This is a genomic window from Ottowia cancrivicina (assembly GCF_029813755.1).
Lineage (GTDB): Bacteria > Pseudomonadota > Gammaproteobacteria > Burkholderiales > Burkholderiaceae_C > Ottowia > Ottowia massiliensis.
This window is the reverse complement of record NZ_JARVII010000002.1, coordinates 40,679-52,918: the sequence shown is the minus strand read 5'-3', so window position 1 is coordinate 52,918 and position 12,240 is coordinate 40,679. Positions and strand designations below refer to the sequence as shown.

Below are 12,240 nucleotides of genomic sequence, written 5' to 3'. Positions count from 1 at the left end.
TGCGCTGTTGACGGCGTGCGAAGATACGCAGTCACAATCTGTCCGGCACGACACCGAAGCCACCCTCGAACCAGAGAACACTTCCATGACTGCACGCCGCGAATCCAATCCCCAGCAAGCTGCGCAGGCCATCGCCAGCTTGCGTGATGCTTTGCGCGCAGGCAATGCGCAGGCCGTAACGCAAGTGACGGCGCTGGTGACCGGCACGCAGGCCCCCGAAGTGGTGCAGGCCTTGGCGCTACACGCACAAGAGCGCGACGGGCGTGCGCTTCACGGCTGGGCGCGGGCGCTGCTGCGCGCGGGCGACACCCGGCCCCCGGCCGATGTGCTGGCAAGGCTGGTGTTAGGGGGGCAATTGCAGCAGCCAGCGCCACAGCGCTTCAACACGGCCACTGCGCCATCAGCTTCCCATGTCCCGGCGGCTCCCTACTCGCCGTACACCCCTGCGGCAACGCTGGGCTATTGGGCCGGTGTTTTGCAGGCTGCCCTGGTATCGGCAGCATCCGACGAAGGCGCACGCGGCAAGCTGATTGCACGCCTGTTGGCCGATGCGGCCAGTCTGGCTGACACCACGCCTGCCGGTCGCCAGTGGCGCATGCTGAATCTGGATGCGGATGCGGCCCGCGAGATGCCCCCGGACACCCGTCTGGCAAGCGCCATGCGCCCACTGGCTGTCAAGGGCATTCGGGCCAATGGCGAGCCGGACGTCGAAACGGCAGACGAGAGCGGGCCGTTTTCCGCGTTCATGGGCGCTGCCAGGCGTGTGCGTGAAGGTCTGGAGCGCAATGCCAGATAGAGAGCTGCGGACTTCAACGGCTCACTTCAACTGTCCATCAGCGGCTGGCAGGCAAGGGCAAAGCCCTCAGAGCCTGTACGAAATCCGACCATGGGTGCGGCCCACGTTTTGTTCGCGGCTGCCTGCCGCCACACAGCAAACCACACCGCTATTGCTACAAGGCTTCACGCATGCTGCACAGCAGCCCGCGCTGCGGCATGCATGTCGGCCATGCCGGAAAGAGAAAGAGGGAGGCGAATTTGCCCCTGATTTCATAGCATGAAGTCTTGGTGAAATCAGCGCAAAACGGGTTTTTTGACCCTATAAATTTGCTCCTTTTTAATTGAGATTCCGTCCTCAAAACGATCCCAAAAGTCTGGCCATGCGCCGGACGCAAGCGATCCTGATGAATGCTTCAGCTGAGGCCACGCTGACTTCGTCGTCCTTACTCAATCGTCTCGATTGACTTATTAGCCAGGCAAGCATGAACAGCCTGATCAGCAAAGCCCTGGCTCCTGCCCGGTCTTGAATGCCAGCCGAGTGCATCACCACGGCCGACAGCAGTCCCATCGGGTCTACGGCTATGTGGCGCTTGCGCCCAAGATTTTTTTGCTTGCGTCATATCCGCGCTGCCCCTTTTGAGACGGTCTTGACCGATTGGGAGTCGATGACGACCGCGCTGGGTTTGGCCCGCATGCCTTGGCGCGCACCTTCTGGTACAGCAGCGTCAGCAGCACGTCCCACACGCTGCGCTGACGTCAGCGGGCAAAGGTGTTGTAGATCTGTTTTAAAGCGACTGCGCGCCGAAAGTGTCGCAAGCCGCCACGCTGCCGCTTTTGTATCCCGTCAAAAACCAGCGCTGGCGCTGGGCGCTGGTGCCGTGGGTGAAGGTGTCGGGCCGGGCCACGCCAGACTGCTCGCGCTGGAGATGGTCATCGCCGATCTGGGCGGCGGCATTGATGGCTGATTCCAGATCGCCTTGCTCCAGCCACTGTTTGGCCCGTTGCGACTGGTGCGCCCAGATGCCCGCGTAGCAATCGGCTTGCAGCTCCACGCGCACCGACAAGGCGTTTTGCTCGCGCTGGCTGATGCGCCCGCGCAAGGCATCTACCTTCTGCGTGGTGCCCAGCAGCGTCTGCACGTGGTGCCCCACCTCATGCGCAATGACATAGGCCCGCGCGAATTCGCCCGGCGCGCCCAGTTGCCGGCTTAGAGTGTCAAAAAAATCCATGTCCAGATACACCTTGCGGTCACCAGGGCAATAAAACGGCCCCATCGCCGCCTGCCCCGTGCCGCAAGCCGTAGGCGTTGCGCCCCGGTACAGCACCAGACGCGGCGGCTGGTACCGCGCCCCTGCCGCAGCGAACACCTGCTGCCAGGCATCTTCGGTTGAAGCCAGCACGGTAGATACAAAAGCGGCATCCCGGTCATTGGCGGGCGGCTGCCTTGCAGGCGCCTGATGCGCCACCTGCGTTTGTCCGCTGCCCGCCAGCAAACCCAGCGTGGTCAGCGGATTGATGCCAAACACGCCCCAGGCCACCAGCGCAATGACGACGCTGCCCACGCCAATGCCGCGCCCGCCCACGCCGAAGCTGCCGCCAGAACCACGCCGGTCTTCCACATTGTCAGACTGTCGATTGCCTTCCCATTTCATCGCAAATGCTCCCGCGTTCCAAACCTGCAAATGAAAAGATGGTAGCCCCGGACAGAGGCCGCCTTCTGGCTGGCGCGCCGGTCTTCTGCTCCGGACGAAGCACGCCTCTTTCCGCGCGCAGGCCTTGTGGCATTTCATTAAACAGCAGGCCGGTCATAGATACTTTTGTGCCAGCCTGATCCGGATGGTCTTTTATTTCTGCCCATCTGGAGGCTGTTCTAAAAATCATCCTCAATACCGCACCATCGTTTGACGATATTACAGCCAACCTGTCGTGCGGGTATTATGTTAGCGTATTGAAAACACGCGCCAGAAAACATACTCATGCGAAATTTCCAATTCAAGTTGTTCACTCAGTAATATGCTGTACATTTACAGCATCCTCCGCCCAGAAACCAAACCAAAAAAGCTCTGCGCATGGCCTGATGAAGAGGGATGAAAAGCAACCCAAAATACCCAACTGAAATATCCAAGCGACATTAACCGAAAACAGCTTGAGCGCATCTGCCCCCTATTGGAGAGGCAGGGCGCACGCAAGAGCACCCATCCGCGTAAGGTGGCCCCTTACGATGTGTTTTGTGCCGCGCTGTTTTCTTGTGCGCGCTCTTTCTTTAACAGGCGCCTGGGGCCTGCTTCAATGTGCTTATGCCGCTCGTTTCAGGCTCGCTGCATTTGTGCCAGCAGGCAGCATGCCCTGCCACGTTGGAAAACCGGGTGGTAAATAGCACCACAGGCAGTCTGTGACGTTTTAAAGCAAGAGCGAGTTCAAGGAGAAAAAAGGCATTCATGCCCGTTTTGCCAGAACTCGGTGCTATTGATAAAAAAGCGCAACAAGCCGATACCAGCTGCCTGTTGCGCAGCCTGCCTCGCATCCGCGTTTCTTGCTATTTTCCGCAAGCCTTGATGCACAGCTTGGCAGACGCCGTTTCCTCTTGAGGCGAAGCGCCTCATTCGCGCCCACGGACTGCTGACAGGGTCTTATTTGTTCAGCTTGCCCGGCTCGCTGTCAGGAGGCAGGCCCATGAGGTCGGTGAGATTGGCCGGGCTGGTGGTGGTCGCCGCTGGTTTGCCTCCAGCCTGGCTGCCGCCTTTGTCTTGCTTGATGTAGTAGGAGGCGATGGGGTCGCGCGCGCGGCCCAGTGATTCGGCCAGCTTGGCGGCGAATTCTTCAGGCGGCGGCAGCTTGCTGACCGAGCGCTGGATGCGCAGCAGCCGCAAATCCACGCTCTTGAGCACCAGGGTTTTGAAGGCGGTTTCGCGGCGTTGCTGGTTCTCGTCGATGTTGGCGCTGCGCATGCGCACATCGAACACATGCTCGGCCTTGCCGTCAGGCGTGCAGACGACGAAATCCACCACATGCGCGGCCAGTTGCGCGGTGGCCAGCGCGCGGTTTTCGGAGTGGCGCACGGAAATGATCTGATCCATGCGGGGGCGGAACAGCACGGCGCGGCCCGGGAAAGCCTCGCGCAGGTACATCAGCAAGCTGATGTGCGCGGGCGAGATGGCTTCTTCCGTCGCGTAGCGGTTGTCGTCAATGGAGGCGGTGGATGACTTGTTTTGCTGCTTCATGTACAGCCACGCGCCAACGCCTGCCAGCACGGCGACGATGAGCAAAAGCCCCAATCCCAAAGACATGATGCGTGTTCTCCCTAGTGAAAAATGACGGCATGATAAGCGACTTTTTTCAACATTTGAACGATTTTTCTTGCAAGGAAACACCATCATGAACGCAATTGCGAGCGCAGCCTGCCCGCCGCTGGCGGCGCAGACCGTTCTGGTGACGGGCGGCGCGCGCGGTCTGGGCCGCGCCATTTCGGAGGCCTTTTTGGCGCAAGGCGCACGCGTGCTCATCAACTGTCTGCATAGCCTGGAGGCGGCCCGCGCGCTGGCGGCGCAGCATCCCGGCCAGGCGCTGGCCGTGCAAGCGGATGTGCGTGACACGCAGGCCGTGCAGGCCATGCTTGAGCAAGCGCGCGCGCACTTTGGCGCACCCATTTGCACCGTGGTGAACAACGCGCTGCCCGCCTTCAGCTTCAACGGCGACGCCCGTCCGCATGCCGATGCGCTGAGCTGGCAGGCCGTATCCGGCCAGCTCGAAGGCGTGCGCGCCGCGCTCAACACCACGCAGGCGGCGCTGGCGGGTATGCGGGCGCAGGGCTTTGGCCGCATCGTCAATATCGGCACCAATCTCGTGCAAAACCCCGTGGTGCCTTACCACGACTACACCGCAGCCAAGGCGGCGCTGCTGGCGCTCACGCGCACGCTGGCGCAGGAGCTGGGGCCGGAGGGCATCACGGTGAACATGGTCTCTGGCGGCCTGCTGCGCACCACCGACGCTTCTGCCGCCACGCCCGCAGCGGTGTTCGATCTGATTGCCGCCAGCACGCCCCTGCGCCGCGTGACCACGCCTGCCGAGCTGGCCGATGCCGTGCTGTTCTTCGCCTCGCCCTGGGCGCGCGCCGTGACGGGGCAGAACCTGATTGTGGATGGCGGCCTGGTCAAGGACTGATCGGCGCTGGCAGTCCGCCCGCAGCTGCCGTGCGGGCGAAAGCAGGCAGCAATTCAGCTCCTTATTCCATAGCATTAGGTCCTAGTAGAAAGTGCGTGGGTGCCCATTTTCGGCTCCTGAATTTGCTCCTCTTATTGATGCAAAAAATCTTCTATTCGCGCCCGGACCGCTTGGCCTTGGCCCTGCTGGCCGCCAGCCTTTTCGCGCCCGCCGTGGCGCAAGGACAGGACGGCGTCACGCTGTATGGACGCCTGGACGTCAATCTCACCCGCGCCCGAGGTCAGAAATGGCACATGGACCGCGCCTCGCACAGCCGCATCGGCCTGCGCGGCAGCGAAGATCTGGGCGGCGGCCTGCGCGCCCAGTTCCAGCTTGAAAGCCGCATCAGCCTGAAAGACGGCGCTGTGGACGCCGCCCGCCCCTGGGGCCGCCAGGCCTGGCTGGGCCTGCGCGGCCCTTGGGGCGCGCTGCGCATGGGGCGCTCTTACTCGCCTTCGCGCCACGTCGCTTCCAGCTATGACGCAATGGACGGCGGCATCGGCACGCCAGGCACGCGCGCCTTGCTGCTGGGCCACGCCTCAGCCACCTTCGTGCGTTTTGAAAACGGCGTGTATTACGAAACCCCCCGGCTGGCGGGTTTGGCCTTGTCTGCTGCCGTCTCGCTCCATGCCGCAGGCGGCGCAAAGCCCCGGCGCCGGGCGCGTTCACTTCGCTTGCACTACCGGCGTGGCGCGGCAGATCTCTCCGTGGCCTACGGCCAGCCAGGCGAAGGCGGGCATGTGGCATCAGCGGGTCTGGCATGGGATTTCGGCTTTATCAAACCAATGGCCCAGTTCCATGCAGGCGCCCGCGAGGGGCGCCGCCGCGCTGCCTGGCAGATCGGTCTGGCGCTGCCCAGCGGCGCGGGCGAATGGCGCGCCGCTTTTTCGCGGCTCGATGACCGTGGCCCTGCGCCGCAGGCCGACCGCAAGCTGCTGGCCTTGAGCTACCGCCACAAGCTCTCCCGGCGCACCCTGCTCTACGCCACGGTGGCGCATGACCAGGCCCGCAGTCAGCCAGGCCGCAAAGGCATTGAGCTGGGACTGCGGCATTCTTTTTGAGCATGGGTTCTGAAGGCCCGCTCAAAGTTCGCCTTGGGTGCGGAAAGTGCAGCTTCGGGTGATCTGGGGCGTTGCAAATCCTCGCCGAAGCACGAGATCCGTTTGCGCCTTGCCGTTCGCGCTGATCTTCTGCCCCTGACGGTCAGATTGCAAACAGGCTCTGGGGGCGTGAAGCGGCGCATCGCGGACACGGTCTGTTTCCTGCTGTTCATCGCTGTTTCCGTCTGTTCATTCCGATAGCATCCGCCAGGCTGCTGGCCGCATGGAGCTGGCGGCGCGCTCCCATTTTCCATTCCATCCCGCCTGCCTGATCCGCCAAGGACCGCCCTCATGAATGCCCCCGAAGAACGCAACGCCGAACGCGCCGCCGAAAACCCCGAAGCCGCCGCCGTAGATGCCGTAGATGCCGTGGATGCCGCCGTGGCCGCCAGCAGCAGCTATGAGCTGCTGAAAAAGCGCCTGCAAGCGCAAGGCGGTGCGCTGCTGGACAAGGCGCTGGCGCTCAACGCCGGGCGGCAGGCGCAATTCGGGCAGACCGAGCAGCGCCTGGTGCTGCGCACGCGCGCGCGCACCGAGCACAACTGCGTGGCGCGCGACATGGTGCGCATCGGCCCCGGCAAGCTGCTGTTTGGCTTCAACGTGTTCATGGGCTTGCGGCAGGAAACGGGCGTGGGCGACGTGTTCGCGCTCTACGAGCTGGCGCACACCGAGGGCGAGGCGGAAAGCGACGAGCTGATCGCCCTGCCCATTGAGGGCAGCTTTTTGCAAGACGCGCGCTTTGTGGCCGATTTCCGCGAGCTGTATACCTATTACAAACATGCCACGCTGCGGCAGCTCACGCACACGCAAGAATATGTGCTGGCTTCATTTCAAATCGGGCAACAAAACCAGGATATTCGCGTATTCCGCTGGCGCCATGAATCCGACGGCAGCCTGACTTATGTGGACAACCGCGGCGAGCGCGATATTGCCCTGCCCGCCAGCCATGATTTTGAATGGACGGCCGTCACGCGCGAGCAGCACGTGAGCGGGCGGCATCCGCACATCAATATTCTGGACACGGTTTTTGTTGAAACCACGGGCGGCGATTTGACCGTGAAGGTGGAAAACAATACCGAATCGGGCCTGGGCATTTACAGCGAGCCGGTGGAAGACGCCAGCCAGGCGCTGGGCGATGCCGAAATTGCCTACGCGAAACTGGGCCGGCTGATTTTGCTGCGCATACGCCCGTACCGTGAAAGCACGGTGCGCTATCTGGTTTACAACCAGCGCACGCAGCAGGTGGTGCGCATTGATGCCATCGGCGCTTCCTGCGTGCAATTGCCCGAAGACCACGGCATTATCTTTCCGGGCGGCTATTATTTGCAATCAGGCGAATACAAGCAGTTTGATTTGCCGGCCGAAACGGCGGCCAATTTGCGTTTTGCCCGCATGTTGCGCTCGCCCAATGGCGAAGATGTGGCGTATATTTTTTACGGCAGCACACCCCATAACGGAAAATCAGGCCAGGGCCATTCCGATATTTCGCATCTGGATATTCCGCATTACGCCCTGTTTACATACAACCTGATTGAAAAGCGGCTGGCCGCGCCGATTATGGCCAACGGTTTTGCCCGGTTTTATGACGGGCGGGTGCTGGTTTTTCAGGCCACGCAAGGCGAGGCCACGCGCATACACCCCATGCAGCTGTGGCAAACGCCTTTTGCCACGGAGGAATACGCCAGCCGCCAGCCGGGGCGGCACGGCACGGGCTTTTATGGCCGCGTGGGCAATGCCGATTTGGTGCGCGGCATTTCCGACCTGAACGGCATTGCCCGCGCGGTGCGCGAGCAAGCGCCCACGCGCACGGCGTATGAAGACCTCATCCGCCAGTGCCAGCGCGCGCGCGATGCCTACTTCTGGCTGGACGCGCCAGAGGCCGGCCAGGCCGCGCAAGACCTGCACGCCATCGAGCAAACGGCGCAGGCCACGCTGGCCGAGTTCGAAAAAGTGGAGGCCATCCGCGCCAGCACGGCGCGCGCACTGGACGCCGCCGAATCGAAAACGCGCGAGCTGCTGGGCGAGCTGGCCGCGCAGATGTGGCGCCAGCCCGCCGACTTCGTGCACGCGCTGGAGCAGCTGCGCCAGCGCCAGGGCGAGATGCATGCGCTGCGCGAATTGCGCTATGCCGATGTGCCGCGCATCGACGGCATGGCGCAGCAGCTGGCCGCCGAGCAGCAGCGCGTGGGCGAGCGCGCCCTGCAATTTCTGAGCGGCGAAAAAGCCTTTGCCGCGCAAGAGCAGGCGCTGGCGCAACTGACCCAGCAGCTGCCGCAGGCGGGCAGCGCCACGCAAGTGGGCGACATGCTGGCCGGGCTGGACGCGCAAGCGGCCGGGCTGGACTTGCTCAGCGAGCAAATCGGCCTGCTGCCGGGCGGCGACGCCGTGCAGCGCACCGCCATCCTGGACCGCATCGCGCGGCTGTATGCCGACATCAACCGTCTGCGCGCCGAGGCCCGCCAGCGCCGCCGCACGCTGGGCGCGGCCGAGCAGCGGGCCGAATTTGGCGCGCAGTTCAAGCTGTTCGGCCAGGCCGTGGAAAACGCGCTGGAGCTGGCCGACACGCCCGAAAAATGCGACGAGGCGCTCACCCGCTTGCTGGCGCAGCTGGAAGACATCGAGGCGCGTTTTGCCGAGCAGGAAGACTTTCTGGCCGACATTGCCGCCCAGCGCGAAGCCGTTTACGAAGCCTTGGGCGCGCGCCGCCAGAGCCTGCTGGACGCGCGCCAGCGCCGCGCCAAGGCCCTGGCCGACGCGGCGGGCCGCATTCTGGACGGCGTGCCGCGCCGCGTGGCCAGCTTTGCCGACGTGGCGCAAGTGCACAGCTACTTTGCCGCCGACCCCCTGCTGGCCAAGCTGCGCGAGCAGGTGGCCGAGTTGCGCCGCCTGGGCGCGGCCGTGGCGGCCGATGACCTGGCCACACGCCTGAAGGCCGCGCAAGAGCAGGCCATGCGCGCCGTGCGCGACCAGCGCGACCTGGCCGCTGAAGACGCCGCAGGGGGCGCGGGCGGCATCCGCCTGGGCCAGCACGTCTTTACCGTCAATCGCCAGCCCATCGACCTGACGCTGGTGGCGCATGAAGAAGGCGGCCAGCCCGCGCTGGCCTGGCAGATTACCGGCACCGACTACCTGGCCCCCGCGCGAGACGAGCGCCTGCTGGCGCTGCGCCCTTTCTGGAACCAGCCGCTGGCGTCTGAAACGCCGCAACTGGCCCGCGCCGAATGGCTGGCCGCCCAGTGGCTGGACGCCGTGCAGGCCGGCCAGGCCGAACCCGGCTGGGACGCGCTGCTGGCCGCGCTCACCGAATCCGACCTTGCCGACCCTGCCGACCCTGCTGAATCCGCTGAAAACGGCGAAGCGGCCGCCCCCGCTGCCCTGCTGGAGCCGCTGCGCCGCTTTGCCGCCGCCCGCTACCAGGAGGGCTACCAGCGCGGCATTCATGACGATGACGCGCTGGCCATCGTGCGCGCCCTTGCCCCCATGCAGGCCGCCGCCGGGCTGCTCGTCTACAGCGGCGCGGCCCGCGCGCTGGCCCTGCTGATGTGGGAAAACGGCCTGCGCGACGAAGCGCGCGAATCGCTGGCCCGGCGCGCGCGCGCCGCACAAGGCATTGCGCTACTGTTTTCAGAGCGCCAAAGCGTTGATGCGCTTGCGGCAGAGGCGGATTTGATGCTGCAAGCCTTCGCGGCCGAACACCCCGACGTTCTGCAAGAGCTGCTGCCCGCCGCCGACGACGCGCAAGAGCGCGCCAGCCTGTGCCGCGAAGCCGCCGCCTACCTTGCGCGCGAGCTGGCGCAAGGCGAAGCCGAAGGGGGCCTGACCTGGGCCGCCAGCGGCAGCGGGCAGGACCTGGCTGCCGCGCTGGAGCGCTCGCTGGACAGCGGCGGCCAGCTGGCGGCCTGGCAGCGCGACCTGGCCGCCGCCGCTCCGCTAGAGAAGTGGCGCATCGCCCGCCAGTGGGCCAGTGCCTTCGCGCAAGCCCAGGGCAAAGACAGCGCCGCACGCCCGGGCAGCGTGGAAGACGCCGCCACCTGCCTGGCGTGCGCCGCCGCGCGCCGCCGCGTCAATGCCGCTCTCACGGCCACCGTCACCGGCCTGCGCAGCGAGCACCCGCGCATCACGAACGGCACGCTGGCGCTGGATCTCAATGACTTCTGGCAGCGCGTGCGCCGCCACCGCGAGCGCGTGCTGCCCGGCTTTCACGCCTTCCAGACCCTGCGGCACGAGCTGCTGGAGCAAGAGCGCGCCCGCCTGCACCTGGCGCAGTTTCAGGCCCAGCCCCTCACCACCTTCGTGCGCAACCGGCTCATTGACGAGGTGTATCTGCCGCTCATCGGCGCCAACCTTGCGCGGCAAATCGGCGCGGCGGGCGAAGCCAGCCGCAGCGACCGCAGCGGGCTGCTGCTGCTCATCTCCCCGCCCGGCTACGGCAAAACCACGCTCATGGAATACGTGGCCCAGCGGCTGGGGCTGGTGTTCGTGCGCATCAACTGCCCGGCGCTGGGCCACGGCGTGACCAGCATCGACCCCGCCGCCGCCCCCAACAGCGCCGCGCGCCAGGAGCTGGAAAAGCTCAACCTCGGCCTGGCGATGGGCAGCAACGTCATGCTGTATCTGGACGACATCCAGCACACCCACCCCGAATTCCTGCAAAAGTTCATCGCCCTGGCCGACAGCACCCGCCGCATCGAAGGCGTATGGCAGGGCCAAAGCCGCACCTGGGACATGCGCGGCAAGCGCTTTGCCATCGTCATGGCCGGCAACCCCTACACCGAATCGGGCGAAGTTTTCCGCATCCCCGACATGCTCGCCAACCGCGCCGACATCTACAACCTGGGCGACGTGCTCACGGGCCGCGAAGAAGCGTTTGCCCTTTCCTACATCGAAAACAGCCTCACCAGCCACCCCGTCACCCAGCCGCTGGCCAGCCGCGAGCCGCAAGACGTGCAGCTGCTCGTGCGCATGGCCCAGGGCGAGACCGTGGACGCCGCCCGCCTGGCCCACCCCTACAGCGCCGCCGAGCTGGAAGAAATCCGCAACCTGCTGGTGCGCCTGATGAGCGTGCGCGACGTGCTGCTCAAGGTCAATCAGGCCTACATCCAGTCCGCCGCGCAAGACGACCGCTACCGCCAGTCGCCCCCCTTCCGGCTGCAAGGCAGCTACCGCAACATGGCGCGCCTGGCCCCGCAAGTCACCCCGCTGATGACACCGCAGGAAATCGGCGATCTGCTGCGCGACCACTACCGCGCCGAAGCCCAGACCCTCACCAGCGGCGCGGAAGAAAACCTGCTCCAGCTCGCCCAGCTCACCGGCCAGGCCACTGAAGCAGAAACCGCCCGCTGGCAGCAAGTGCAGGCCGAATTCCGCCGCCAGCGCCAGATGGGCGGCGCCGATGACGACCCCGCCATCCGCATCACGCGCGGCCTGCTCGATATTTCACGCAGCCTCGAAGCCCTCAACCCCGAAAAAACCGCCGAAAAACTGGCCCGCCAGCTCACGCAAGGCCACATGCTCCTGGCGCGGCCCCTGACCGCGCTGGCCCGCAGCATCAAGGAAGGCGACGCGGCCACCCAGCGCCAGCTGCAAGACACCCTGTCCGCCACGGCAGCCGCCCTCAAGGCCTTGCAGGGCGCCGCCGCCGATCTGGCCCAGCACAGCGACCGCGCCCAGGAAAAGCGCATGGTCGAAGCGCTGCTGTCGCTTTCCGTCACCTACCGCCAGCTCATCATGCCGCTGGTGCGCGGCATCGAAGCGCGCCTGGGCCACGACGCGCCAACACGGGCGCAGACACACGCGCAAATCGAACAAGTGGAAAAAGAGCTGCGCAAGCTGGAGCAAAAGGAACACGAGCCACGAAGCTCATGAACGGCGAAACGAAAAATCCCTGCGCGTGAAATGGCTCATGGGCCAAGCGGCATGCCGCAAGCGCATGGATGCCACCGCCGCCTGCGCGGGCAGCCCCCGCTTTGCGGAGCGGGCTGCATTTCAGGCGAGATCATGTGCGGCGGAGAATGGTTTTTTAGCTCCTTTATCCATAGCGCGGTGTCCTGGTGGATATTGCGCAGAATGATATTTATGCCCCTTTGAATTTGCTCCTGTTTTGATTCATCTTGACGGTGCAGGCTTGCCCGCCCCGCCCCGGCGCGGGCCGGCTGCAATCAGA

At 64.8% G+C, this 12,240-nt stretch carries 7 protein-coding genes and 1 pseudogene; 6 read left to right on the top strand and 2 right to left on the bottom strand.

Features of this window, described 5'->3' with window-relative positions; translation table 11 throughout:
* The first annotated feature begins 85 nt into the window (after positions 1-85).
* Positions 86-796, top strand: a complete 711-nt coding sequence (locus tag QB898_RS01485) for a hypothetical protein (RefSeq protein ID WP_279523518.1) — start codon at positions 86-88, stop codon at positions 794-796.
* Positions 797-1,562: 766 nt separating this feature from the next.
* On the opposite strand, the gene ypfJ is transcribed toward QB898_RS01485, so the two are convergent.
* Positions 1,563-2,429 (bottom strand): KPN_02809 family neutral zinc metallopeptidase, encoded by an 867-nt coding sequence (gene ypfJ / locus QB898_RS01480; protein ID WP_050715453.1) that lies wholly within the window; start codon positions 2,427-2,429, stop codon positions 1,563-1,565.
* Positions 2,430-2,889: 460 nt separating this feature from the next.
* Between ypfJ and QB898_RS01475 the strand changes: the two are divergent.
* Together QB898_RS01475 and QB898_RS01470 are read left to right on the top strand one after the other, a co-directional pair.
* Positions 2,890-3,021, top strand: a pseudogene (locus QB898_RS01475) (IS5/IS1182 family transposase); the annotation flags it as partial.
* Positions 3,022-3,215: 194 nt separating this feature from the next.
* The gene (locus QB898_RS01470) at positions 3,216-3,365 is read left to right on the top strand and encodes a hypothetical protein (protein WP_279523517.1); all 150 of its coding nucleotides are present in this window, start codon (positions 3,216-3,218) and stop codon (positions 3,363-3,365) included.
* 42 nt (positions 3,366-3,407) lie between these two features.
* Here the strand turns inward: QB898_RS01470 and QB898_RS01465 are convergent, their stop codons facing one another.
* Positions 3,408-4,064 carry a DUF2726 domain-containing protein gene (locus QB898_RS01465; protein WP_158241626.1) on the bottom strand — a complete coding sequence of 219 codons (657 nt, stop codon included), beginning with the start codon at positions 4,062-4,064 and terminating at the stop codon, positions 3,408-3,410.
* A gap of 88 nt (positions 4,065-4,152) precedes the next feature.
* Here QB898_RS01465 and QB898_RS01460 point away from each other — a divergent pair, with 88 nt between their 5' ends.
* The 3 genes from QB898_RS01460 (at position 4,153) to QB898_RS01450 (ending at position 11,942) form a co-directional block, all read left to right on the top strand.
* Positions 4,153-4,938 (top strand): 3-oxoacyl-ACP reductase, encoded by a 786-nt coding sequence (locus tag QB898_RS01460; RefSeq protein ID WP_279523516.1) that lies wholly within the window; start codon positions 4,153-4,155, stop codon positions 4,936-4,938.
* 137 nt (positions 4,939-5,075) lie between these two features.
* On the top strand, positions 5,076-6,038 hold the full coding sequence (locus tag QB898_RS01455; protein ID WP_279523515.1) for a porin: 963 nt from the start codon (positions 5,076-5,078) through the stop codon (positions 6,036-6,038).
* A gap of 330 nt (positions 6,039-6,368) precedes the next feature.
* Entirely contained in the window at positions 6,369-11,942 is a 5,574-nt protein-coding gene (locus QB898_RS01450) for a DNA repair ATPase (protein WP_279523514.1), read from the top strand.
* The last annotated feature ends 298 nt before the right edge of the window (positions 11,943-12,240 follow it).

Bases quoted from the DNA above. Each gene is read 5' to 3' on its own strand.
- QB898_RS01450 (WP_279523514.1), top strand. From the start codon at position 6,369: ATGAATGCCCCCGAAGAACGCAACGCCGAACGCGCCGCCGAAAACCCC.
- QB898_RS01465 (WP_158241626.1), bottom strand. From the start codon at position 4,064: ATGTCTTTGGGATTGGGGCTTTTGCTCATCGTCGCCGTGCTGGCAGGC.
- QB898_RS01455 (WP_279523515.1), top strand. From the start codon at position 5,076: ATGCAAAAAATCTTCTATTCGCGCCCGGACCGCTTGGCCTTGGCCCTG.
- QB898_RS01460 (WP_279523516.1), top strand. From the start codon at position 4,153: ATGAACGCAATTGCGAGCGCAGCCTGCCCGCCGCTGGCGGCGCAGACC.
- ypfJ (WP_050715453.1), bottom strand. From the start codon at position 2,429: ATGAAATGGGAAGGCAATCGACAGTCTGACAATGTGGAAGACCGGCGT.
- QB898_RS01470 (WP_279523517.1), top strand. From the start codon at position 3,216: ATGCCCGTTTTGCCAGAACTCGGTGCTATTGATAAAAAAGCGCAACAA.
- QB898_RS01485 (WP_279523518.1), top strand. From the start codon at position 86: ATGACTGCACGCCGCGAATCCAATCCCCAGCAAGCTGCGCAGGCCATC.